23 protein-coding genes, 2 tRNA genes, 1 rRNA gene and 1 pseudogene are annotated in these 23,490 nt (G+C 58.9%); 18 read left to right on the top strand and 9 right to left on the bottom strand.

Going from position 1 to position 23,490, the window contains the following annotated elements:
* The first annotated feature begins 66 nt into the window (after nt 1-66).
* The 3 genes from rrf to dkgB all read left to right on the top strand — a co-directional run bounded on the left by rrf (nt 67) and on the right by dkgB (nt 1,333).
* A 5S ribosomal RNA gene (gene rrf, locus AC6I8P_RS14730) occupies nt 67-182 on the top strand.
* A gap of 100 nt (nt 183-282) precedes the next feature.
* Nucleotides 283-359, top strand: a tRNA-Asp gene (locus AC6I8P_RS14725).
* Between the two features lie 170 nt (nt 360-529).
* Complete coding sequence (gene dkgB / locus AC6I8P_RS14720) at nt 530-1,333, top strand: 2,5-didehydrogluconate reductase DkgB (RefSeq protein WP_136547731.1); 804 nt, start codon at nt 530-532, stop codon at nt 1,331-1,333.
* A gap of 12 nt (nt 1,334-1,345) precedes the next feature.
* On the opposite strand, the gene yafC is transcribed toward dkgB, so the two are convergent.
* A complete protein-coding gene (gene yafC / locus AC6I8P_RS14715; protein ID WP_498030693.1) occupies nt 1,346-2,254 on the bottom strand; it encodes a DNA-binding transcriptional regulator YafC in 909 nt (302 codons plus the stop codon).
* A gap of 100 nt (nt 2,255-2,354) precedes the next feature.
* Here yafC and AC6I8P_RS14710 point away from each other — a divergent pair, with 100 nt between their 5' ends.
* On the top strand, nt 2,355-3,533 hold the full coding sequence (locus tag AC6I8P_RS14710) for an MFS transporter (protein ID WP_498030692.1): 1,179 nt from the start codon (nt 2,355-2,357) through the stop codon (nt 3,531-3,533).
* Nucleotides 3,534-3,681: 148 nt separating this feature from the next.
* The gene (locus AC6I8P_RS14705) at nt 3,682-4,482 is read left to right on the top strand and encodes an endonuclease/exonuclease/phosphatase family protein (RefSeq protein ID WP_031279675.1); all 801 of its coding nucleotides are present in this window, start codon (nt 3,682-3,684) and stop codon (nt 4,480-4,482) included.
* A 193-nt stretch (nt 4,483-4,675) separates the two neighbouring features.
* On the opposite strand, the gene mltD is transcribed toward AC6I8P_RS14705, so the two are convergent.
* Nucleotides 4,676-6,052 carry a murein transglycosylase D gene (mltD, locus tag AC6I8P_RS14700; protein ID WP_031279674.1) on the bottom strand — a complete coding sequence of 459 codons (1,377 nt, stop codon included), beginning with the start codon at nt 6,050-6,052 and terminating at the stop codon, nt 4,676-4,678.
* Between the two features lie 71 nt (nt 6,053-6,123).
* The gene (gene gloB, locus AC6I8P_RS14695; protein WP_480308914.1) at nt 6,124-6,879 is read right to left on the bottom strand and encodes a hydroxyacylglutathione hydrolase; all 756 of its coding nucleotides are present in this window, start codon (nt 6,877-6,879) and stop codon (nt 6,124-6,126) included.
* 40 nt (nt 6,880-6,919) lie between these two features.
* Here gloB and AC6I8P_RS14690 point away from each other — a divergent pair, with 40 nt between their 5' ends.
* Nucleotides 6,920-7,654, top strand: coding sequence for a class I SAM-dependent methyltransferase (locus AC6I8P_RS14690; protein ID WP_021507307.1), 735 nt, complete (start codon nt 6,920-6,922; stop codon nt 7,652-7,654).
* Here the strand turns inward: AC6I8P_RS14690 and rnhA are convergent.
* Nucleotides 7,639-8,206 (bottom strand): annotated as a pseudogene (gene rnhA / locus AC6I8P_RS14685) (ribonuclease HI). The gene AC6I8P_RS14690 and the pseudogene rnhA sit on opposite strands and share 16 nt — an antisense overlap.
* Between rnhA and dnaQ the strand changes: the two are divergent.
* Both dnaQ and AC6I8P_RS14675 read left to right on the top strand, forming a co-directional pair.
* Entirely contained in the window at nt 8,160-8,891 is a 732-nt protein-coding gene (gene dnaQ / locus AC6I8P_RS14680) for a DNA polymerase III subunit epsilon (protein WP_058776026.1), read from the top strand. The pseudogene rnhA and the gene dnaQ overlap by 47 nt on opposite strands.
* A 134-nt stretch (nt 8,892-9,025) precedes the next feature.
* Nucleotides 9,026-9,102: transfer RNA gene (locus tag AC6I8P_RS14675), tRNA-Asp, on the top strand.
* A gap of 100 nt (nt 9,103-9,202) precedes the next feature.
* On the opposite strand, the gene AC6I8P_RS14670 is transcribed toward AC6I8P_RS14675, so the two are convergent.
* Entirely contained in the window at nt 9,203-10,696 is a 1,494-nt protein-coding gene (locus AC6I8P_RS14670) for an NCS1 family nucleobase:cation symporter-1 (RefSeq protein WP_215480038.1), read from the bottom strand.
* A 144-nt stretch (nt 10,697-10,840) separates the two neighbouring features.
* On the opposite strand from AC6I8P_RS14670, the gene AC6I8P_RS14665 reads away from it, so the two are divergent.
* Genes AC6I8P_RS14665 through puuE form a run of 3 tightly spaced genes read left to right on the top strand, consistent with a single transcriptional unit; the run spans nt 10,841 to nt 13,280 of the window.
* Nucleotides 10,841-11,563 (top strand): GntR family transcriptional regulator, encoded by a 723-nt coding sequence (locus AC6I8P_RS14665; RefSeq protein ID WP_058758029.1) that lies wholly within the window; start codon nt 10,841-10,843, stop codon nt 11,561-11,563.
* The gene (hpxA, locus tag AC6I8P_RS14660) at nt 11,560-12,291 is read left to right on the top strand and encodes an allantoin racemase (RefSeq protein ID WP_021507303.1); all 732 of its coding nucleotides are present in this window, start codon (nt 11,560-11,562) and stop codon (nt 12,289-12,291) included. The genes AC6I8P_RS14665 and hpxA overlap by 4 nt, the downstream gene beginning before the upstream one ends.
* A gap of 35 nt (nt 12,292-12,326) precedes the next feature.
* The gene (puuE, locus tag AC6I8P_RS14655; protein ID WP_021507302.1) at nt 12,327-13,280 is read left to right on the top strand and encodes an allantoinase PuuE; all 954 of its coding nucleotides are present in this window, start codon (nt 12,327-12,329) and stop codon (nt 13,278-13,280) included.
* Nucleotides 13,281-13,354: 74 nt separating this feature from the next.
* Here puuE and hpxZ read toward each other — a convergent pair whose 3' ends face one another.
* From hpxZ to AC6I8P_RS14635, 4 genes are read right to left on the bottom strand one after another with little or no spacing between them, the layout of a single operon-like run.
* Complete coding sequence (gene hpxZ, locus AC6I8P_RS14650; RefSeq protein WP_058758028.1) at nt 13,355-13,738, bottom strand: oxalurate catabolism protein HpxZ; 384 nt, start codon at nt 13,736-13,738, stop codon at nt 13,355-13,357.
* 2 nt (nt 13,739-13,740) lie between these two features.
* A complete protein-coding gene (locus AC6I8P_RS14645) occupies nt 13,741-15,138 on the bottom strand; it encodes an AtzE family amidohydrolase (RefSeq protein ID WP_498030691.1) in 1,398 nt (465 codons plus the stop codon).
* The gene (gene hpxX, locus AC6I8P_RS14640; RefSeq protein WP_010616983.1) at nt 15,135-15,320 is read right to left on the bottom strand and encodes an oxalurate catabolism protein HpxX; all 186 of its coding nucleotides are present in this window, start codon (nt 15,318-15,320) and stop codon (nt 15,135-15,137) included. Before hpxX ends, AC6I8P_RS14645 begins: the two co-directional genes overlap by 4 nt.
* An 11-nt stretch (nt 15,321-15,331) precedes the next feature.
* Nucleotides 15,332-16,918 (bottom strand): gamma-glutamyltransferase family protein, encoded by a 1,587-nt coding sequence (locus AC6I8P_RS14635; protein ID WP_159377491.1) that lies wholly within the window; start codon nt 16,916-16,918, stop codon nt 15,332-15,334.
* 192 nt (nt 16,919-17,110) lie between these two features.
* Here AC6I8P_RS14635 and hpxU point away from each other — a divergent pair, with 192 nt between their 5' ends.
* The 7 genes from hpxU to hpxK all read left to right on the top strand — a co-directional run bounded on the left by hpxU (nt 17,111) and on the right by hpxK (nt 23,489).
* The gene (gene hpxU, locus AC6I8P_RS14630; protein ID WP_021507298.1) at nt 17,111-17,950 is read left to right on the top strand and encodes a MurR/RpiR family transcriptional regulator HpxU; all 840 of its coding nucleotides are present in this window, start codon (nt 17,111-17,113) and stop codon (nt 17,948-17,950) included.
* A 194-nt stretch (nt 17,951-18,144) separates the two neighbouring features.
* Nucleotides 18,145-18,930: a transporter substrate-binding domain-containing protein gene (locus AC6I8P_RS14625; protein WP_031279673.1), complete on the top strand. Its 786-nt coding sequence runs from the start codon at nt 18,145-18,147 to the stop codon at nt 18,928-18,930.
* A 12-nt stretch (nt 18,931-18,942) separates the two neighbouring features.
* Nucleotides 18,943-19,611, top strand: coding sequence for an amino acid ABC transporter permease (locus AC6I8P_RS14620; RefSeq protein ID WP_498030690.1), 669 nt, complete (start codon nt 18,943-18,945; stop codon nt 19,609-19,611).
* A complete protein-coding gene (locus AC6I8P_RS14615) occupies nt 19,608-20,264 on the top strand; it encodes an amino acid ABC transporter permease (RefSeq protein ID WP_481657813.1) in 657 nt (218 codons plus the stop codon). The genes AC6I8P_RS14620 and AC6I8P_RS14615 overlap by 4 nt, the downstream gene beginning before the upstream one ends.
* Nucleotides 20,245-20,976, top strand: coding sequence for an amino acid ABC transporter ATP-binding protein (locus AC6I8P_RS14610; protein WP_021507294.1), 732 nt, complete (start codon nt 20,245-20,247; stop codon nt 20,974-20,976). Before AC6I8P_RS14615 ends, AC6I8P_RS14610 begins: the two co-directional genes overlap by 20 nt.
* Nucleotides 20,977-20,997: 21 nt before the next feature.
* Nucleotides 20,998-22,233, top strand: coding sequence for a pyridoxal-phosphate-dependent aminotransferase family protein (locus AC6I8P_RS14605; protein ID WP_058781166.1), 1,236 nt, complete (start codon nt 20,998-21,000; stop codon nt 22,231-22,233).
* On the top strand, nt 22,230-23,489 hold the full coding sequence (hpxK, locus tag AC6I8P_RS14600; RefSeq protein ID WP_498030689.1) for an allantoate amidohydrolase: 1,260 nt from the start codon (nt 22,230-22,232) through the stop codon (nt 23,487-23,489). The genes AC6I8P_RS14605 and hpxK overlap by 4 nt, the downstream gene beginning before the upstream one ends.
* The last annotated feature ends 1 nt before the right edge of the window (nt 23,490 follow it).

The following is a 23,490-nucleotide window of genomic DNA, read 5'->3' as shown; positions in this document are numbered from 1 at the left end:
TGACTGAGCGGCGCGAGCGGGGCAACGCAGTCAGAGCGCGAAAGACGCGGACGAAAACAGAATTTGCCTGGCGGCAACAGCGCGGTGGTCCCACCTGACCCCATGCCGAACTCAGAAGTGAAACGCCGTAGCGCCGATGGTAGTGTGGGGCCTCCCCATGCGAGAGTAGGGAACTGCCAGGCATCAATTTAAGACCCCTAATCGGGTCGTGACCTTCCCGGTGACGCGGAAAGGGCGAAACACCTGAAATCAGCGACGGTCTGATATCAGTACAGAATCGGTGGAGCGGTAGTTCAGTTGGTTAGAATACCTGCCTGTCACGCAGGGGGTCGCGGGTTCGAGCCCCGTCCGTTCCGCCACTTAAATTGAGAAGCCCTGACTGTGAAGTCAGGGCTTTTTCATGTCCGCTAAAAACCCGACATTGTTGAGTAAAACGCAAAATTCCTCTGCTCATAAGCGGATTTTTCAGCAACAATAATCCTGCCAAAATACGCCTCATCGCAACATTCAACGCAATGATGAGGAAAACATGACAATCCCCGCTTTTGGTTTAGGAACATTTCGTCTGCAGGACGATGTCGTTATTCATTCAGTGAAAACCGCACTGGAACTCGGTTATCGCACCATCGATACCGCTCAAATTTATGAAAACGAAGCTGCCGTAGGTCAGGCTATTGCCGAAAGCGGCGTGGCACGTGATGAGCTGTTTATCACCACTAAAATCTGGATTGAGAATCTCGCCGCCGACAAACTGATCCCCAGCCTACAGCAGAGCCTGGCGAAACTGCGTACCGACTATGTCGATTTGACGCTAATTCACTGGCCATCGCCGGGTGCAGCGGTATCGGTCAAAGAGAGCATGCAGGCATTGATGGCGGCGAAAGAGGCGGGACTGACGCGTCAGATTGGTATCTCTAACTTCCCGATTGCCCTGATGAAAGAGGCCATTGCCGCTGTGGGCGCAGAGAACATTGCGACCAACCAGATTGAGCTGCACCCGTTCCTGCAAAATCGCCAGGTCGTGGAGTTCGCGAAACAGCAGGGCATTCACATCACTTCATACATGACGCTGGCATATGGCGAAGCGTTAAAAGAACAGGTGATAAAGCAGATTGCGCAGAAACATCAGGCCACACCCGCGCAGATCGTCCTGGCGTGGGCACTGGCACTGGGTTATGCCGTGATCCCCTCCTCAACCAAACGTGAGAACCTGGCCAGCAATATGGCGGCGCAGGATCTGACACTGGATGCGGACGACATGGCGCAGATCGCCGCGCTGGATCGTCAGCAGCGTCTGGTCAGCCCGGAAGGTCTGGCACCAGACTGGGATTAATTCTCCCATGCATCAGCCCTGCACGCGCCAGGGCTGATCTCTGACCCACTCGCTGAGAAAATCAATAAAGGCCCGCACGCGCTGGCTCACCCCTAAATCGCTGTAATACACCGCATTAAAAGGCATCTCAACCGGTACCGACTGGTGCGCCAGCACCTCAACAAAAGTGCCCGACGCAATTTCCGCATTCACCATAAAGTCCGACAGGCAGGCGATACCCTGATCGTTCAGGCACAGCTGCTTGATTGTCTCTCCGCTGTTTGATGACATCGCCGCGTCAATTTCATACAGATCGCTGCCATTGGCCGAAACTGGCCAGCGATTGAGACGAGGCGTCTCGACAAAGCCGAGGCACTGATGCTGTGCCAGCGCCTCCACCGACGCCGGCGTGCCATATTTCGCCAGATAAGCTGGCGTAGCGACCATTTTACGATAGCTGGTGAACAGCAGCCGGGCACGCAGCGTGGAGTCGGTTAAATCCCCAGCACGAATAGCGACATCCACTTTACGATCGATCAGGTTAATAAAGCTTTCAGAGGAGATTAGCGATAGCGTGACCGCCGGATAGCGCTCGCGAAAGGGTTTAATCATCGGCATCAGCAGGTTAAGGATCACCGGTGTTGCCGCGTCGATGCGCAGCACGCCCTGTGGCGCCTGCTGGCGCTCAATCAGCTCATTCTCTGCCGTCGCCATCTCAAGGATCAGCTTCTGCACGCGCCGGAAATAAAGTTCGCCTTCATAAGTCAGCGCCAGCTGACGGGTGGTACGCGTCAGCAGCGACACGCCAAGCTTGTTCTCCAGCTTCTTCACCGTGCGGCTCACCGCTGAATTGGCCATCTGTAACTGCTCCGCTGCACGGCTAAAACTGCCGCTTTCCACCACAGCGATAAAGACTTTTAACTCCTCTGAAGATGCCTTCATTATGCCTCCTCAGGCAAAAGTTTATTGTTACTTTGCTTCTTTTTGTTATTAAAGCACGAGTCGATAATGGCGCCCATCAAAACATTATTGGGAGTCAACCATGCCACTTGCACTCTGGGCGCTGACCATCAGCGCCTTCGCTATCGGAACCACCGAGTTTGTTATCGTCGGGCTGATTCCGACCATCGCTGAACAGCTCAGCATTACGTTACCTTCTGCCGGGATGCTGGTATCCATCTACGCGCTTGGCGTGGCCGTCGGTGCGCCAGTGCTCACCGCCTTAACCGGCAAGCTGCCGCGCAAGCAGTTGCTGATGGGGCTGATGGCGCTGTTTACCGTCGGTAATCTGGTGGCCTGGCTGGCACCCAACTATGAAACGCTGGTGATGGCGCGTCTGCTGACCGGACTGGCGCACGGCGTTTTCTTCTCCGTCGGCTCAACCATTGCCACCAGCCTGGTAAGCAAAGAGAAGGCTGCCAGTGCGATAGCCATCATGTTTGGCGGCTTAACCGTGGCGCTGGTCACCGGCGTACCGCTTGGCACACTGATTGGTCAGCATTTTGGCTGGCGTGAAAGTTTTCTGGCGGTCTCTCTGCTGGGCGTGATTGCGCTGGTCAGCAGCATGATACTGGTACCACGTAACATCGCACAGCCGCCTGCCACTTCACTGGCACAACAGGCCGCGGTAATGATCAATCCGCGTCTGCTGCTGATTTACGCGATTACGGCGCTGGGCTACGGTGGCATCTTTACCACCTTTACCTTCCTGGCACCGATGATGCAGTCACTGGCCGGTTTCTCGCCGACCGCCGTCAGCGGCGTGCTGCTGGGGTACGGTATTGCGGTGGCTATCGGAAATATCTGGGGCGGCAGGCTCGCCGATCGCCGCGGGGCGGTACCGGCGCTGACGCTGATTTTTATCGCGCTGGCCATTCTGTTAATAGTATTCCAGTTCACCGCCAGCATGCATTACCTCGCGCTGCTCACGGTGCTGGTGATGGGCGTCTTTGCCTTTGCTAACGTACCGGGCCTGCAGGTTTACGTGGTGCAAAAGGCCGAACACTATGCGCCAGGCGCGGTTGATGTCGCGTCCGGGCTGAATATCGCGGCCTTTAATATTGGCATCGCACTGGGTTCAACCGTCGGTGGTCACATCGTGGAACATTACGGTCTGGCGCAGACGCCATGGGTGGGTGCCGTCATCGTGTTTGCGGCTCTGCTGCTGGTCCGCCTCAGCGGCCAGCTGGATAAGCCACGCGCGGCAGCCATTACTGAATAAGCCGCACAACAGCCTGCCGCATGGCGGGCTGTTGCCGTTGCTGGCTGTGAGGCGAATTCCGACAATCAATAACAGCAATTGAAACCCCGCGCTAAAATCCCTATAACAGTCAGGTGAAGTTGTAGTCGAAAATCAGCCAGGCGGGACAGTGCGAAAAAAAACTTATGCAATGCGGTATGTAGCAGGTCAGCCTGCTGAGCGGATTTTTCCGCCAGGGGCGATGCTGCATCTTGGGCAGGCGTTACCGCCCGGTGCACCGCTGCCAGCCGACCCAACCCTGCGCGTGTTGGTGTGGAATATCTTCAAACAGCAGCGGGCAGACTGGATGTCAGTACTGCAGGGCTTCGGTAAAGATGCCCATCTGGTGCTGCTGCAGGAGGCGCAGACCACCCCGGAACTGGTGCAGTTCGCCACCAGTAATTATCTGGCGGCCGATCAGGTACCGGCCTTTGTGCTGCCGCAACACCCCTCTGGCGTCATGACGCTGGCTTCTGCCCATCCGGTCTACTGCTGTCCGCTGCGTGAACGTGAGCCGCTACTGAGGCTGTCTAAATCCGCTCTGGTCACTGCCTATCCGCTTCCCACCGGCGAAATGCTGATGGTGGTCAACATTCATGCGGTCAATTTCAGCCTCGGCGTTGATGTGTACAGCAAACAGCTGGGGCCGATTGGCGAGCAAATCCAGCATCATCGCGGGCCGGTGATCATGGCCGGCGACTTCAATGCCTGGAGCCGCCAGCGTATGAACGCGCTCTACCGCTTTGCCCGTGAGATGGCGCTGCGCGAAGTAAACTTTACTGATGATCATCGGCGCAAGGCCTTTGGCCGCCCGCTGGACTTTGTCTTTTACCGCGACATGAAAGTCAGCGAGGCGTCGGTGCTGGTGACGCGTGCCTCTGACCATAATCCTCTGCTGGTTGAATTCAGTCCCGGCGCGGCTAAACGCTAAGCCAGGCGCGGCGCGCCAAAGGCGAATGATTCACAGCGCTGAAGCCGCATCCTGCTCAATAAACCACTTCAGGCTGCTAAAGGCATGGCGCAACGGCGAAAATAACGAGGTTTACGCGTGAGTGTATCTGACTGCGGGAAAGGGAAAAGGTAAATAATGAAAAAGGCTGACAAAAGTCAGCCTTTTCGGTGCATCAGGTATCGGGTGTTGCGCTATTCTTCACAAACAGCGTCAGCTTGTCGCCGGGCTGAATGTCTTTAGCGTCACTGTTCCAGCGCATCACGTCTTTGGTGTTAACACCGTGACGTTTGGCGATACTGGCAAAAGAATCACCCTTACGTACACGATAGGTGATGCTGTTGCCGTTATCCGCCAGCTGCGACGCGCCAGCTTTGCTGCCAACGGTCAGTGTCTGACCGATGCGTACTGACGCACTGCGCAGGTTATTCTGCTGCTTCAGTGCACTAACGCTCACACCAAGCTTACTGGCAATGCCCGATAAGGTGTCGCCTTTGCGGACCTTATAGCTATTGCCTGCAGCGCTGACTTTCGCCAGCTCGCCGGGCTGTACCGCAGCAATATCACCGGAAGCCAGTGAATTGCGCAGCTGAGCCACGTTGGACTTTGGCACCATAATATAGTGCGGTCCGTTTGGCGCGGTGGTGCCGTTTTTATACCCGGCATTGAATGTCTTCAGCTTGCTGAGCGACATACCGGCCATATCTGCGGCCTGCGTCAGTTCAATCTGCTGTCCCACTTCAACGCGAGCCAGTGCACGGCTCTCATTGGCGGTTGGCAGCTTAATACCGTAACGTTTGCTGTTCTTGAGAATATCACTCAGGGCCAGCATTTTAGGTACGTAAACCGTAGTCTCGCGTGGCAGCGATAAATGCCAGAAGTCGGTCGGCTTACCGCGCGCCTTGTTCTGTTTCATCGCCTTCAGCACACGCCCTTCACCGCTGTTATAGGCGGCGATGGTCAGTAACCAGTCACCGTCAAACATGCCGTTCAGACGTTGCATCATATCCAGCGCAACTTTGGTTGAGGCCACCACATCGCGGCGTCCGTCATACCATTGGTTCTGTTTCAAACCATAGTTTTTGCCCGTTTGCGCAACGATCTGCCAGATGCCAGCGGCATTCGCAGAAGAGGTTGCGTGTGGGTCAAAAGCGCTCTCCACTATGGGTAGCAGTACCAGTTCCATCGGCATTTTACGTTTCTGTATCTGCTCGACAATCCAGTACATGTACGGCTCTGCCCGTAATGTTACATCGTGGAGATAGCTCTTATTTTTTAAGTACTTTGTTTTTTGTTCGCGGATTCGCGGGTTTTCCGGAATCCCCATCTTCAACTCGTCACTAATGTGATTCCAGAGATCAGTGTCTTCTGCGAGGCTGGTTCCATCATCTTGCCAGCGCGGCGACAACAAGCGATCTCCGTACTTTCCATTTTCACCTTGACCAGCTGAAGACAGACTCTGTGCATGCTGTACCGGGATACTGGCGTCATTCCTTGATGCCTGACATCCAACCAGCAAGACCGAGGCGAGTAATATCGCTTTAGCCTTCATGTGTGTGTCAATAGTTCGCTTAAAAGACGAGCAACTATACGTTAGCGACCGGCACAACACAACCAGAAATATCAAAAACGGTCTTTCTTCTCGCGTAGATCGGCAAAAGTCTGCCATAACGGAGCCGACGACACATTAATGCCTAAAGCCTTTTGCAAATCAGGGTCTTGCGTACGCAGGAATAAATTTATTTCACGCTCCAGCGCCAGTTTTGTTGGCAAAGTAATGCGATTTTCTGCGCGTAAGTCCTTAATTTGCTGATACCTTGCCAAAATTTTCGGGTCCTGAGGCAGAATAGCCGCAGCAAACTTCATATTGGATAAAGTGTATTCATGCGCACAGCAGATAAGCGTATCGGCAGGGAGTTGATTAAGCGACTGAAACGACTCAAACATTTGCTGCGCAGTGCCTTCGAACAGTCGTCCGCAGCCACCCGAAAACATCGTATCGCCACAGAAAAGATAAGGTGAGCTGAAATATGAGATATGTCCTAAAGTGTGTCCAGGCGTTGCGATGACGCGGAAATTTAGCCCGAGCAGCGTAAATTCATCACCGTCACTGAGAATAGTGCGCGCGCCTTTATCGGCGGTCTCCTGCGGACCATAAACCTCAAGTTGTGGATAGTGCTCCAGCAGTTCGCTAACGCCGCCCACGTGATCGTGATGATGATGGGTCAGCAGAATGGCCTGCGGCTGCCAGTGATTGGCGCGAATTTTTTCCAGCACCGGCCGGGCTTCACCCGGATCGACGATCAGACAGCGTCCCTGTTCATCGTTCAGTGTCCAGATGTAGTTATCCTGCAACGCGGGAATACTGGTAAGATTCATAAACACCTCTCAGGTCGTAGAAAAAGGAAAATGGTAGAGCATGAAGCCAGCGAAAACACGCCAAATCCTGACTGCGCCGCGCTCCTGGCAGGATATGCCCTGGGGCGACTATTTCCGCGACGCGTTAACCCAGCAACTGCAACCGTATCTCGGCAAGCTGTACGGCTTTCATATGCTTAAAATTGGCAGCCTCAGCGCAGAAATCAATACCCGCCAGTGTGCCATATCGCATCAGGTTAATGTGGGCGATGAGGGCGATGGGCTGCACGTCATCGCCAGCGCAACACAGTTGCCGTTTGAAGCCAAATCGATTGATGCCTGTCTGCTGGCGCACACGCTGGCCTGGAGCCAGGATCCGCACCGCGTACTGCGCGAAGTGGATCGTGTACTGATTGATGACGGCTGGATGATTATCAGCGGCTTCAATCCATTCAGCCTGCTGGGCATCAGTAAAGGCCTGCCCGGATTACAGCGCCGCGCACCGTGGAGCGGACGGATGTTCAGCCAGGTGCGCCTGCTCGACTGGCTGAGCTTACTCAACTATGAAGTGGTGTATCGTACGCGCTTTCAGGTGGTGCCGTGGCACCGCCAGGGCGGCAAGATGATCAGCACGCACCTGCCGGCGCTGGGCTGTCTTAACATTGTGGTAGCACGTAAGCGCACCTTCCCGCTGACGCCGGGCAAAGTGAAGATGATGCCCGGCAAAACCCAGTTACGGCCAGCGGTCAATGCCACGCGGCAGTTTCGTGAAGCCAGCGATCAGGACTCAACCTGATAGCCAATATCGTCGAGGGAAGGATTGCCGGCAGCGCTGCGTGCCAGTTCATCGCAGCGTTCGTTCTCCGGATGACCGGCATGGCCTTTTACCCACTCCCACTGAATCTGATGGGTGCTGAGCGCCGCGTCGAGTCGCTGCCACAGATCAACGTTCTTCACCGGCTTCTTTTCTGCGGTTTTCCAGCCGCGCTTTTTCCAGTTGTGAATCCAGCTGGTGATGCCCTGGCGCACGTACTGGCTGTCGGTGCTGAGCACCACGTCACACGGCTGGGTCAGCGCTTCCAGTGCCACAATGGCCGCCATCAGCTCCATGCGATTATTGGTAGTAAGGCGGTAGCCGGCGCTGAATAATTTCTCGTGCTGGCGGTAGCGAAGAATGGCGCCGTAGCCGCCGGGACCGGGATTGCCCAGGCAGGATCCATCGGTGAATATTTCTACCTGTTTGCGCATCTCTGGTAGACTTCCTTCTGACAAAACGCCAAGTCTGACATAAAACGAGTCCTATGAGCACTGCAAATAACCGCCAGATCGTCCTCGATACCGAAACCACCGGCATGAACATGATCGGGGTGCATTACGAAGGACATCGCATCATTGAAATCGGTGCGGTTGAGGTGATCAACCGTCGCCTGACCGGCAACAACTTCCATATGTATCTCAAGCCCGATCGGCTGGTGGATCCGGAAGCGTTCGGCGTACACGGTATTGCCGATGAATTCCTCGCCGATAAACCGACCTTTGCGCAAATCGCCGACGAATTCCTCGATTACATTCGCGGCGCGGAGCTGGTGATTCATAACGCTTCGTTCGACATCGGCTTTATGGATTACGAATTTGCCATGCTGCAGCGTGACATCGGCAAGACAGAAACCTTCTGTCAGATCACCGATAGCCTGGCGATGGCGCGTAAAATGTTTCCGGGCAAACGCAACAGCCTGGATGCGCTGTGTAACCGTTTCGAGATCGACAACAGCAAACGTACGCTGCACGGCGCTTTGCTTGATGCCGAGATTCTGGCCGAAGTGTTCCTCACCATGACCGGCGGCCAGACCTCGCTGGCGTTTTCGATGGAAGGCGAGCAGAGCAATCAGGTGGCAGGCGAGCACATTCAGCGCATCGTTCGTCCGGGCGCCGGCCTGCGCGTGGTTAGCGCCAGCGATGAAGAGATAATGGCGCATGAGAGCCGGCTCGATCTGGTGCAAAAGAAGGGCGGCAGCTGCCTGTGGCGCGCCTGAAGCCGCTGATTTTGCGTGGAAAAGCGTCGTTAAGCTGAAAAAACCGGCAAACGAGAGATTCCCCTGCAAAAAGCGTTGACGAGGGATGAGGCTGCCATTAATATGCGCCTCGTTCCCGACGGGGAACAAAGCGCGGAGCGGTAGTTCAGTTGGTTAGAATACCTGCCTGTCACGCAGGGGGTCGCGGGTTCGAGCCCCGTCCGTTCCGCCAATCTCTTTAAAGAAGCCGATGCAGCAATGCATCGGCTTTTTGCTTTTCTAAATCATACCCATCTGGCGTACGGTCGCCATTCATGGCGACCGCCACCGCATTAATCCTTCTGTACCGCCACTTCCGCACGATAGGTGGCTTGCGGCACCTCACGTTCGGCGCGCGCCAGCCAGCGGTAGCAGCCAGCGCCCAGCGCCACGCCGATGAACCAGCTGAAGTTCGCCACTGCATGCAGGGACGGAATAAAGCTAATCACCAGGCAAATGCCGACGGAAGGCAGCAGTGCAGCAATCGCTTTCGGATTGAAACCGCCGCGATACCAGTAGCGGCCTTTTGGCGTATCGTTGAACAGGTCATCAACGTACACCTTGCTGCGTTTGATCAGGTAGAAATCGGCGATCAGAATGCCAAACAGCGGCCCGATAAACGATCCCAGCACATCCAGCGTGTAGTGAATCAGCTCCGGCGACTGGAACAGATTCCACGGCGTCAACAGCACTGAACCCACGGCGGCAATCATGCCACCGGCGCGGAAGCTGATCTTCTGCGGTGAGCAGTTAGAGAAATCAAACGCTGGTGAAACGAAGTTCGCCACGATATTGATGCCGATGGTGGCGGTAATCATGGTCAGCAGTCCGATAGCGACGGCCACATCGTTGCCTACCATGCTCACGGTTTCAATCGGGTCGGTGATCATTTTGCCAAACAGCGATTGAGTACCCGAGACAATGACCACGGTCACAATCGAAAACAGCAGGAAGTTGAACGGCAGGCCCCAGCGGTTGCCGCGGCGAATCTCACCCATGCTTTTGCCGTAGCGCGAGAAGTCACCAAAGTTGAGCAGCGGGCCGGAGAAATAAGAGACCACCAGCGCGGTCGCGGTAATCATCTGCCAGGTTTGCTCGCCCGCGCTCAGTGATTTACTGGCGAGGGTGAAGGAGATACCGTCAAAACCGGTTTTGTATACAATCCAGCCCGCCAGCGCCACCATCACCACGTAGACCGCCGGACCGGCGACATCAATAAAGCGTTTAATTGCGCTCATGCCGTGCCAGAACACCATCGCCTGCAGCAGCCACATGACGCCGAAACAGCACCAGCCAAGCTGCGACAGGCCGAGCCAGCTGCTCTGCGTCATGCTGCTTAACGACGGGTAGAACTTCAGCAGCACCAGCATCAGCGCATTCGCCGCCAGATAGGTCTGAATGCCGTACCAGGCGAAGGCGATCAGCCCGCGAATCACCGCCGGGATGTTGGCCCCGAACACGCCAAATGCCTGACGCGAAATAACCGCATAAGGCACGCCGGCCATCTGGCTCGGCTTCGCCACCAGGTTAGCGCACAGCTGCACGATACAAATTCCCACCAGCAGACACAGCAGCACCTGCCAGCTGGCCAGACCGAGGGTGAAGAAGCTGGCCGCCACCACATAGCCCCCCATGCTGTGCACGTCCGACATCCAGAACGAAAAAATGTTGTACCACGACCAGCTCTGGTTGCGGGTCGGCGCCAGGTCGTCGTTACACAGACGCGGGCTGTAATGGGCGTTGGCTTCAGAGGCCACCGCAGAGGTCACTTCAGAATGATTTGGCATGAAACCTGCTCCTCTTAACTTCATGGAAAAATAATGACAGCGTGAAACGGTATTGCAGGATTCAGGCCAGAATTGATTTCTTGTATACAAAAAATTAATTTCACGTATACGATGTCTGCATACAGTCACTTGCCGGAGCGGGTAATGAAGAGTGAAACAGGCCAGAAAACGGCTGCCGATCTGAATGACAGAGACGAACCTATCTATCAGGCGTTGCTGAACGCCATCGTGGAGCATCAGCTGCCGCCGGGCAGCAAATTGCCGGAAGAGGCGCTGTCGGAGGTGTTTGGCGTCAGCCGCACCGGCATTCGTAAGGTGCTGCAGCGCCTCGCGGCGGTGCAAATGATCACCCTGTCGCCCAGACGTGGTGCACAGGTGGCGACGCCGGGCGTGGAGGAAGCGCGCGACATCTTCGCCACGCGCAGCCTGCTGGAGTGCGCCAATCTGCCGGCGGTGCTGGCGCATCTGCAGCCTCCGCATCTCGCCGCGCTGAGTGGCTTAATTGCCGACGAGCAGCAGGCGCACCAGCAGCACGACGGGGCCGCCGCCATCCGTCTGTCTGCGGCTTTTCATATCCAGCTGCAGGCGATTTCCGGCAACCAGGTGCTGACTGACATGGTGACGCGCCTGACGCAGCGCTCCTCGCTGGTGATCGCCGCCTACGGTGCACCGTGGCAGCGCGGCTGTCGTTGCGATCATCACGATCGGCTGGTGGATCTGCTGCGGCAAAACGATCTGCCAGCGTTAACCACGGCGCTGCAGCATCACTTCGAACATATCGTCGCCAGCCTGCACTTTGAACGCAGCGGCGAAACCCTGCCTGATTTCACCCGGTTATTTGCCGGTCATAAAGGAGCGGCATCATGAGCCTGATCCAGGTGATCAACCCGAATACCAGCGCCGCCATGACGGCGACCATCGGCGCAGCGGCACGCGCCGTGGCCGCACCTGGCACGGAGATTGTGGCGGTGTGCCCGAGCGAGGGCGTGCCCTCCATTGAAGGACACTTTGATGAAGCGATTGCCGCGGTGGGCGTGCTGGAACAGGTAAAACGCGGCAAAGAGCAGGGCGTCAGCGGCCACATCATCGCCTGCTTTGGCGATCCGGGACTGCTGGCGGCGCGCGAACTGGCGAGCGGACCGGTGATTGGCATTGCCGAAGCGGCGATGCACACCGCGACGCTGGTGGCGACGCGCTTTTCGATTGTCACCACGCTGCCGCGCACGCTGGTGATCGCCCGCCATCTGCTGCAGCAGTACGGATTCAGCCATCACTGTGCCGCGCTGCACGCCATTGACCTGCCGGTGCTGGCGCTTGAGGACGGCAGCGGCGTCGCGCAGGAGAAAGTGCGCGAGCGCTGCCTGCAGGCGAAACGTGAAGATGGCAGCGGGGCGATTGTGCTGGGCTGCGGCGGCATGGCGTCGCTGGCGCAGGATCTGACTAAAGAGCTGGGCCTGCCGGTGATTGATGGCGTCAGTGCGGCGGTGAAAATGGTCGAGTCATTACTGGCGCTGGGCTTTGGTACCAGCAAACACGGCGATCTGGCTTACCCGATTAAAAAACCGCTCAGCGCGGCATTTCAGCACCTAAACTAAGGGCTGGTTGAGGACTGATGACAGGAACTTGCAGAATGAGTGATGTATCTGAAAAGAAAGAGTACAGCTTCAACAAAAATTATCCGCGCGATCTGATTGGCTATGCGGGCCAGCCGCCGCACGCGCAGTGGCCAGGTGAGGCGCGGGTGGCGGTGCAGTTCGTGCTCAACTATGAAGAGGGCGCTGAAAACAATGTGCTGCACGGTGACGCGGGCTCTGAGCAGTTTCTTTCCGACATCATCGGTGCCGCCAGCTATGCCGATCGCCACATGTCGATGGATTCCCTGTATGAGTACGGCTCGCGTGCCGGTTTCTGGCGCATCCATCAGGAGTTTCAGCAGCGCGGCCTGCCGCTGACCATCTTTGGCGTCGCGATGGCGCTGGCGCGGCATCCGCAGATTGTCGAGGCCATCAAAGCCGCCGATTACGATGTGGTCAGCCACGGCTGGCGCTGGATTCACTATCAGGGGATGGATGCCAAAACCGAGCGTCAGCACATGCAGCAGGCAGTGGACGTGCTCACCGAGTTATTCGGTAAAGCGCCCACCGGCTGGTATACCGGGCGCGACAGCCCCAATACGCGGCGGCTGGTGGTCGAGCAGGGCGGCTTCAGCTACGACAGCGATTACTACGGTGACGATCTGCCGTTCTGGACGCAGGTCACCTGTCAGGACGGCACGGTGAAGCCGCATCTGATCATTCCCTACACGCTGGAGTGCAACGACATGCGCTTCGCCACGCCGCAGGGATTCAACACCGCCGAGCAGTTCTATACCTATCTGCGCGATACCTTTGATGTGCTGTATGAAGAGGGCGCGACGGCGCCGAAGATGATGTCGATTGGCATGCACTGCCGTCTGCTGGGGCGTCCGGGGAAATTCCGCGCGCTGCAGCGTTTCCTCGACCATATTCAGCAGCACGACAAGGTGTGGGTGTGCACGCGTCAGCAGATTGCCGATCACTGGATGAAGACGCATCCGGCTGCCTGAGTGGCCTTACTTTCCACCGATGTCAGGTCGTTTTTGCCCTCTCTTGTCAGGAGAGGGCAACACTCGCGCCCGCCTCAGCTCATCAAACTCACTTGTGCCGCCACGATGCGCCAGCCGCACGGCAGCCGTACCCAGGTCTGCTGCTGACGGCCGATCTTCTCTACGCCCTCGCGGGTGAATTCGGTGCTGCACACCGCATAGTCATCGCCAAAAGTGGTGATCACTGTATTGCGCAGCGTGCGATCGAGCCCCTTTGACGGACGCGCCGCGCGGAAGGCGCGAATCTCCTCAATCCCGTACAGATTCTCTCCGGCACCGAGTCGCACCGTACGCGCATCGTGCCAGAACAGCTCGTCCAGCACGGCGACATCATTGCTCACCAGCGCCTGCTCGTAGCGGTAAAACGCGGCGGTCACTTCAGCCAGTATCGCCGGACGATCGATATGTTCAGGTGTCATCTTCAGGCATCCATAAAAGAGGTTTGTGGCAGCGTTACACCCTGCTGCTGCAGTGCCCAGGCGGCGCGCAGCGCCAGCTGTTCGTTAAACGGCGCAGCAATCAGCTGCAGGCCAATCGGTAAGCCGCTGGCAGTGAGCAGCGGTACGCTACACACCGGCAGGCCGAGGAACGAAATCGGCTGCGTCAGCATGCCCATGCTGGCGCGTGTCGGCAAATCCTGACCGTTGATCTGAATGGTTTCCTGGCCGATGGTGGTGGCGGTACAGGGCGTGGCCGGGGCGATCAGCACATCATAATGGTCGAACAGCGGCAGCACCTGCTGCTGGAAGTGACGGCGGAAACGCTGGGCCTGCACATACCACGCGGCGGGCAGCATCGCGCCCGCCAGCAGGCGTTCGCGTGAATTCGGCTCAAAGCGTTCTGGCTGGGTGCGCAGAGCCGGCAGATAGTGATTGCCGCCTTCCGCCGCGGTCATGATAAACGCGGCCGAGCGCGCCAGTTCGGCCTGCGGCAGCGTCACTTCTTCTGTCGCGCCGAGCGCGCGGGCCGCTACCGCCACCGCCGCGCGCGCCTCATCGCTGCACCAGTCAGCAAAAAAGCCGCCCAGCACCGCGCTGCGCAGCTTTTCGCTGCCAGCAGAGAGCCTGTCACTGACCGGTTCCGCAGGCCGCGCCGCCTGAAACGCATCGCTGGCGTCGCCGCCCTGCAGCGCATCGTAAACCAGACTCAAATCTTCCACCGAACGGGCAAACGGACCGATGTGATCGAGGCTGGCGACAAACGGATGGCTGCCGCTGCGCGACAGGCGACCAAAGGTGGGTTTCAGGCCGAAAATGCCGCACAGCGAAGCAGGCACGCGAATCGAGCCGTTGGTGTCAGTGCCGAGTGAAAAGTGCACCAGCCCGGCAGCGACGGCTGCCGCGGAACCGCCAGATGAGCCGCCGGCCACGCGTGACAGATCGCGCGGGTTGCGCGTCGCACCATAATGGGTGTTCTCGGTGGTAAAGCCGTAAGCGTAGGCGTCCATATTCAGCATGCCGGAGAGCAGCGCGCCGCTCTGCTGCAGCTTAGAGACCGCCCACGCATCCTGCTGTGCCACCGGCCGCTCGCTGAACAGGCTGGCACCGGCAAGCGTGCTTTGACCGGCGACGTCAAACAGGTTTTTTACCGCATAGGGAATGCCAGCCAGCGCCGGCAGCGGCTCGCCGCGCTGACGCTGCTGATCCAGCCGGTCGGCTTCCCGCAGCATGCGCTGCGCGGTGACGGCGGTCCAGGCGTTGATGGCCGGGTTATGCTGTTCTATGGCGGCCAGCGTCTGTTGTGCGATGTCGCGCGCGCTGAGATCGCCCTGCGCCAGTGCCTGCTGCAGCTGGCTAATTGATAAGGCTGCCAGCGTCATGGATGAAACACTCCTGCCACTTCCAGGCGATCGTCCAGCGGCAGCGCCATCAGCGGCTGCGCCATCGCGGCGATACGGTTAAACTGCGTCAGCAGTTCGGCGCGGCGCGTGTCGTCCAGTTCCAGCGCCAGAATCTGTTCCATTTGGGCAATATAGGTTGCCCAGTCCGGTTGTGCACTCATGATTTTCTCCGTTAAAAACCGGCAGCGCTGCCGTTGCTGCGCGGATCAAACGCGCCTTCCAGCATGCCATTGTTGTGTCTGACGATGGCGCCGGCGTGGCCCACCACTTCACTGTATTCAGCCAGCAGTTCGACTTCATGACCGAGCGCGCGCAGCTGCTGCACGGTTTCAGGCGCGATGCGCGCCTCCAGCTTGAGGGAGTCCGAGGATTGGCCCCAGGTGCGGCCAAGCAGCCAGCGCGGTGCGCTGACCGCCTGCTGCAGCGGCTGGCCCTGAATGACATAGCGGGTAAAGATCGCCGCCTGGGTTTGCGGCTGGCCATCACCGCCCATCGAGCCGTACACCAGCGTGCGGCCATCTTTCAGGCGTGCCGCCGCTGGATTGAGCGTATGGAACGGCTGTTTGCCCGGTGCCAGCGTCAGCAGGTGATCCGGCTGCAGACTGAACGCCGCGCCACGGTTTTGCCAGGTAATACCGGTGCCGGGCAGCACGACGCCGCTGCCAAATTCGTGGTAAATGCTCTGGATAAAGGAGACCGCCAGGCCGCTGCTGTCCATCACCCCCATCCACACGGTATCGCCCGGTCCGCGTCCGGTGCCCCAGGGCGCGGCGCGATCGTCCTGCACCTGCGCGGCCAGCGTGCCGAGATGATCGGCATTCAGCAGTGACTGCACATCAATCGCCATGTGACGCGGATCGGTGATGTGTTGATCGCGCAGGGCAAAGGCCTGTTTGGTGGCTTCAACGATGCGGTGCACCGTCTGCGCTTCACTGGCGTCGGCCATCGCCAGACGATCGGTGATCCCGAGGATCGCCAGCGATACCAGCCCCTGCGTTGGCGGCGTCATGTTCCAGATATCGCCTTCGCTGTGCGCGAGGTGCAGCGGCGTGCAGCGCCGGGCGCGCTGCCGGTGTAAATCGTCCAGCGTAATCGGCATGCCGAGCGCGCCCATTTCGCGCGCCAGATGGTGCGCCAGCTCACCGCGATAAAAGCTCTCCAGCCCTTGCTCGCTCAGCACGCTCAGCGTCTGTGCCAGTGCCGGCTGGGTAAAACGACTGCCGGCGGCGGGCGGTGCGCCATCAGGCAGAAAGGTGGCAGCAAAACCGGGCTGATGTTGCAGCTCATGCTGTTTTGCCGCCGTCGCTGCCGCCTGCGAGGCGGTGACCGGAATGCCATCGGCCGCATAGCGAATCGCATCGCGCAGCAAACGGCTCAGCGGCAGCGGCGTCGCGCCCAGTTCGTGCGCCAGCGTCAGCGCTTCCTGCCAGCCACTGACGGTGCCGGCAACCGTCAGTGCCGCTTTAGGGCCGCGATGCGGAATATGGCTCTCACCGTGATAGAAGTCGGGGTGCGCCAGCGAGCCGGCGGCGCCGCTGGCATCGATGGCAATCGGATCGCCGCCGGGCGGCACCACCAGCCAGAAGCCGTCGCCGCCGAGGCCATTCATGTGTGGGTAAACCACCGCAATGGTCGCCGCGGCGGCCACCATGGCTTCCAGCGCGTTGCCGCCTTCACGCAGAACCGCCAGTGCGCTTTCGCTGGCAAGGTGATGTGGCGTCACCGCCATGCCCATCGGGGCCATATTGCTTTGAATCATAGTGAACTGTTCCCGGATTATTCTTTTGTAGCGGCGCGATTTGGCGCGCTGGATAGGGAAAACAAGCGCAACAAATTGCGCCGCTACCAGTCTGTAGCAATGGTAAAGCAAGAGCCGTTCCAGTTTTGGTGTTACGCCAGCCTGGATCGATTTATGCTAGCTTGTGATGAAACGAAAGTTACAGGACCGATGATGAAACAGCTCGATGAACGCCTTCGCAGTCACTATCCGCAACTGTCGCCGCAGGAGCAGCGCATTGCTGACTTTGTGTTTGACCATTTTGATGATCTGATTAGCTATAACAGCGCTGAGCTGGCGCGGCTCAGCGGCGTATCAAAGGCCACGGTGAGTCGGCTGTTCAAACGCCTCGGCTATGAAAAATACAAAGACATGCGTGATGAGCTGCGCACCCTGCGCCAGAGCGGAATGCCGCTGACCGATAACCGCGACGCGGTGCAGGGCAACACGCTGCTGTCGCGCCATTACAAGCAGGAGATGGCGAACCTGACGCAGTGGGTCAACAGCATTGACGCCCGGCAGTTTAGCGAGGTGATTGCTGCGCTGGGCGCTGCACGGCGGGTGTTCATCATTGGGATGCGCAACGCGTATCCGGTGGCGCTGCACCTGCGTCAGCAGCTGCTGCAGGCGCGCGCTCAGGTGCAGGTGTTGCCGCAGCCAGGCCAGACGCTGGGCGAAGAGCTGGTGGACATGACGCCGGAAGATGTGGTGGTGGTGATGGCGTTTCGCCGCCGGCCACGCATCATCCGTCCACTGATGCAGCAGCTGCAGCAGAGCGGCATCCCGGTACTGGTGCTGTGCGAACCGCAGGCGCAGGGCATTCTCACCCTGGCGCGCTGGCAGCTGTGCGCACCGCTCGACAGCGTTTCCGCCTTTGACAGCTACGCCTCGGCAATGAGCCTGATCAACCTGCTGGCCAACGCGCTGCTGCACGAAATGCTGTCGCAGGGGCGTCAGCGCATCCACCAGATTGCCGATCTTTACCAGCAGCTCGATGAGCTGGAACATCGCTAAAGGGCACCGTTTTGGTGCTTTGCACCTTTTTTGATCGCGTCCGCTGACGGGGTGATCCCCGTTATGATGCGCCCACAACCGCCTTAAATCCTCCGCTTAGCCGCTGCGTTTGCTGCCCGTTGTGGTTGGCACATTAGTTGCAAATCAATTTATCAAGAATCTTTTGTTTCACCATTAACTCACCGGGGTGCATAATGAACAAAGTATTACTGGCAGTAGCAGGAGCAGCATTGCTGCTGGCGCAGGCAGGCAGCGCCATGGCCGATCAGCTGCAGGATATCCAGAAGCGTGGCGTGATTCGCGTGGCAGTGCCGCAGGACTTTCCGCCGTTTGGCTCGGTCGGTACCGATCTGCAGCCGCAGGGCTATGACATCGACATGGCGAAATACCTCGCGAAGCAGATGAAACTGAAGTTGCAGCTGGTGCCGGTGACCAGTGCCAACCGCGTACCGTATCTGCAGACCGACAAGGTCGACCTGGTGATCTCCAGCATGGGCAAAAACGCCGAGCGCGAAAAAGTGATCGACTTCAGCCGCGCCTACGCACCGTTCTTCCTCGGCGTGTTCGGCCCGAAAGGCGAGACGCTGAAAGATGCGGCGGCGCTGAGCGGTAAATCGATTGGCGTGACGCGCGGTGCGGTAGAGGACATGGTGCTGAGCGATGTCGCCCCGAAAGATGCTCAGGTGAAGCGCTACGAAGATAACAACACTACGCTGTCCGCCTATCTCTCCGGTCAGGTGCAGTATGTCGCTACCGGAAACCTGGTGGTCGCAGCGATTGCGCGCCAGAACGCGGAAAAAGCCCCGGTGCCGCAGTTTATGCTGAAAGATTCACCGTGCTTTATCGGCCTGAAAAAGAATGAGCCAGCGCTGAAAGAGAAAGTGAACGCACTGATTGAGCAGGGTATTAAAGACGGCACGCTGAACAAGCTGTCGGAAGAGTGGCTGAAAGCGCCGCTGCCTGCCAACCTCGGCGCATAACAGGAACGGCCAATGATTGGGCAACTTAACTTTGCAGATCTCTGGCCGCACTGGCCAGAGCTGCTGGCCGGACTGTGGGTCACGGTGCAGCTTACGGTGCTGGCGACGGTGGGCGGTGTCGGACTTGGTATTCTCGGCGCGGCGCTGCGCAGCCGCAAACCGGGCTGGGCCAGCCGCCTGTGGGGCATCTACGTCGAGTTGATTCGCAACACGCCGTTCGTGGTACAGCTGTTTTTTATCGTGTTTGGTCTGCCTAATCTCGGGCTGAAACTGACGGCCGGTGAAGCGGCGCTGCTGGCGATGCTGATTAACCTTGGCGCTTACAGCACTGAAATCATCCGTGCCGGTATCCAGGTCACGCCGCGCGGGCAGTGGGAAGCGGGGCGCGTGCTCGGGCTGAGCCGCACGCAAACCTTCATCCGCGTGGTGCTGCCGCCCTCGCTGCAGCGCATTTATCCGGCGCTGGTCAGCCAGTGCATCATTGTGATGCTCGGCTCGTCGGTGGTGTCGCAGGTCTCTTATGAAGAGCTGACGTTTGCCGCCAACCTGATTCAGTCGCGCACCTTTTTGAGTTTTGAAGTCTATCTGGTGACCACGCTGATCTATCTGGCGTTGTCGATTGCCATGCGTCAGCTGCTGCTGGCGCTGGGTCGCAAATGGTTTGGAGCGCAGCCGGCATGACAACGTTTACTGACTGGGACATCCTGCGCAACCTGCTGCTGGCGGCGCGCTGGACGATTTTGCTGTCGCTGGTGGCCTTTCTCGGCGGCACGCTGGTGACACTGCCGCTGCTGTTTCTGCGTCTGCTGCAGCGGCGCTGGCTCACCCGCCTGATTCGCTGTTATACCGAGCTGTTTCAGGGCACGCCACTGCTGATGCAGCTGTTTCTCGCCTTCTTCGGCGTCGGCCTGTTCGGCATCGACGTTGCGCCCTGGACGGCGGCGTCACTGGCGCTGACGCTGTATACCAGCGCGTTTTTACTGGATATCTGGTACGGCAGCATTCGCGCGCTGCCAAAAGGGCAGTGGGAAGCGTCGCGCTGCCTCGGCCTGAACTTTGGCCAGACGCTGTATCGCGTGGTGGCACCGCAGGCGATCCGCATCGCCATCGCGCCGACCGTTGGCTTTGCCGTGCAGGTGATCAAGGGTACTGCGCTGGCGTCGATTATCGGCTTTGTCGAGCTGACCAAAGCCGGCACCATTCTCAACAATGTGACGTATCAGCCCTTCAAGGTGTTTGGCCTGGTGGCGCTCGGTTACTTCCTGATGTGTTATCCGCTGTCGCGTTACAGCCAGTACCTGGAGAAAAAATTCAATGCCGCTCATCACCATTAATCAGGTCCAGAAGTACTACGGTGATAACCACGTACTGAAAGGGGTCGATCTGGATATCGACAACGGCGAAGTGATCTCCATCATTGGCCGCAGCGGCTCCGGTAAAAGTACCCTGCTGCGCTGCATGAACGGGCTGGAAGGCTATCAGGAAGGCAGCATTAAACTGGGCGGCATGACGATTACCGATCGTGAATCGCAGGCGCGTGAAATCAGCCGCTCGGTGGGCATGGTGTTTCAGAACTTCAACCTGTTTCCGCACATGACCGCGCTGGAAAACGTGATGCTGGCACCGCGCCGCGTGCTGAAAAAGAGCGAGGCGGAGTGCCGCACGCTGGCCACGCAGATGCTGGAAAAAGTCGGGCTCGGCGAACGTCTCAATTACTACCCGGCCAACCTGTCGGGCGGTCAGCAGCAGCGCGTGGCGATTGCCCGTGCGCTGGCGATGCAGCCAAAAGTTTTACTCTGTGACGAAATCACCTCGGCGCTCGATCCGGAGCTGGTGGGTGAAGTACTGAAAGTGCTGGAGCAGCTGGCCGCCGAAGGCATGACGCTGATTCTCGTCACCCATGAAATGAACTTCGCCCGCGACGTGGGCGACCGCGTGGTGTTTATGCATCAGGGACGCGTGTGGGAGCAGGGCGACAGCAAAACGCTGTTTGCGAATCCACAAACCGCCGAGCTGAAGCAGTTTATTTCGACCGTGCGTCTGTAACCGAACAATAAGGAACCCCTCATGGATATCAGCCAGTTCTCGCAAATCAATCCGCCACAGCGTCTGCTGATGGGACCGGGCCCGATCAACGCCGACCCGCGCGTGCTGCGCGCCATGTCGAGCCAGCTGCTTGGGCAGTACGATCCGGCGATGACGCACTATATGAACGAGGTGATGGCGCTGTACCGTGGCGTATTCCGCACTGAAAACCGCTGGACCCTGCTGATTGATGGCACCTCACGCGCCGGTATCGAAGCCATCCTGCTGTCGGCGATTCGTCCGGGCGATAAAGTGCTGGTGCCGGTGTTCGGCCGCTTCGGCCATCTGCTGTGCGAAATTGCCCGTCGCTGCCGCGCGGAAGTCCATACCATTGAGGTGCCGTGGGGCGAGGTATTTACCCCGGATCAGATCGAAGATGCGATCAAAAAAGTCAAACCGCGCCTGCTGCTGACGGTGCAGGGCGATACCTCAACCACTATGCTGCAACCGCTGGAGCAGCTCGGTGCCATTTGTCGCCAGTACGGCGTGCTGTTGTACACCGATGCCACCGCATCGCTGGGCGGCAACCCGCTGGAAACCGATGCCTGGGGGCTGGATGCGGTCTCTGCCGGCATGCAGAAATGCCTCGGCGGTCCGTCCGGCACCTCGCCGATCACCCTGAGCCCGCAAATGGAAGCGGTGATCCGCCAGCGTAAGTGCGTGGAGCAGGGCATCCGCACCGACGCACATCAGGATGGCGTCGACGAGATGATCTACTCCAACTACTTCGATCTCGGCATGATCATGGATTACTGGGGACCGGAGCGGCTCAACCATCATACCGAAGCCACCTCGGCGCTGTTTGGCGCACGCGAATGTGCCCGTCTGATCCTGCAGGAAGGGCTGGATAACGGCATCGCACGCCACAAACTGCACGGTGATGCGCTGCTGAAAGGTATTCAGGGCATGGGGCTGGAAACCTTTGGCGATCTCAGACACAAGATGAATAACGTGCTTGGCGTGGTGATCCCGCAGGGCATCAACGGCGACCAGGTACGCAAATTGATGCTGGACGATTTCGGCATTGAGATTGGCACCTCGTTCGGTCCGCTGCACGGCAAAGTGTGGCGCATCGGCACCATGGGCTACAACGCGCGCAAAGATTGCGTGATGTTGACGCTGAGCGCGCTGGAGTCCGTGCTGAATCACGTCGGTTTCCGCACCACTCAGGGCGCGGCGCTGCAGGCTGCCTGGGACCACTACGGGAGCCACGCATGAGTCATAGCCTGATGAGCGCCGGTGAGGCGCAGTCAGCGGCGGCGCGGGTGATGGCGCGCTGTGACGCGCTGGCAGCAATCAGTGAGAGCGAAGAGGGGCTGACCCGCGTCTATCTGTCGCCGGAGCAGGTGCGCGCCAACGCGCGCGTTGCTGAGTGGATGCAGGCGGCAGGTATGCACACCTGGCAGGATGCGGTCGGCAATATCTGCGGTCGCTATGAAGCGGCGGAGCCGGGCGCACCGGCGCTGCTGCTCGGCTCGCACCTTGATACCGTGCGCAACGCCGGACGTTACGATGGCATGCTGGGCGTGCTCAGCGCCATCGAAACCGTGCAGTGGCTGCACGACCATCAGCAGCGCCTGCCGCTGGCGATTGAAATTGTCGGCTTCGGCGATGAAGAGGGCACGCGCTTTGGCATCACGCTGCTTGGCAGCCGCGGCCTCACCGGCAGCTGGCCGGAGAGCTGGGTGTCACATCCGGACGGTAACGGTATTACGGTGGCGCAGGCGATGCAGGACCTCGGCCTGGACGCGGCGCTGATCCCGCAGGCGGCACGTGGGGTGAGCGACATTGTGGCTTATCTCGAACTGCACATTGAGCAGGGACCGTGCCTGGAACAGGACGATTTGGCGCTTGGTGTGGTGACGGCGATTAACGGCGCGCGCCGTCTTAACTGCCGCTTTGTCGGGGAGGCCGGTCATGCCGGCACGGTGCCGATGACGCACCGCAAAGACGCGCTGGCAGCAGCGGCAGAGTGGATGGTGTTTGTGGAACAGGCCACGCAGGATCAGGATGCGCAGCTGGTGGCAACGGTGGGCACGCTGAGCTGTCTGCCGGGCGCCGTTAACGTTATCCCCGGCGAGGTGCAGCTGTCGCTGGACGTGCGCGGACCGCAGGATGAACCACTGGAACGTCTGCTCTCCAGCCTGCTGACCCAGGCGGAAGCCATCGCGCTGCGGCGCGGGCTCAGCTTCAGCGCTAACGAGTACTATCGCATCGCGGCCACCGCCTGTGATACGCGGCTGCAGCAGGCGCTGAGCCATGCGGTAGAAACCGTGCAGGGGCGCAGCCTGGCGCTGCCGAGCGGAGCCGGTCACGACGCGATCGCGATGGCTGAGCGCTGGCCGGTGGGCATGCTGTTTGTGCGCAACCATCGCGGTATCAGCCATCATCCGGCGGAATCGGTGCAGGTGGCCGATGTGGCGCTCGGTGTGCAGGCCTATCTGCAGGCGGTGTGCGATCTGGCGCGCAGCTAAA

The organism is gamma proteobacterium symbiont of Lampromicra miyakona (assembly GCF_059730895.1).
Note: the sequence above shows the minus strand (reverse complement) of the source record. Positions and strands in the feature narration are given on the sequence as shown.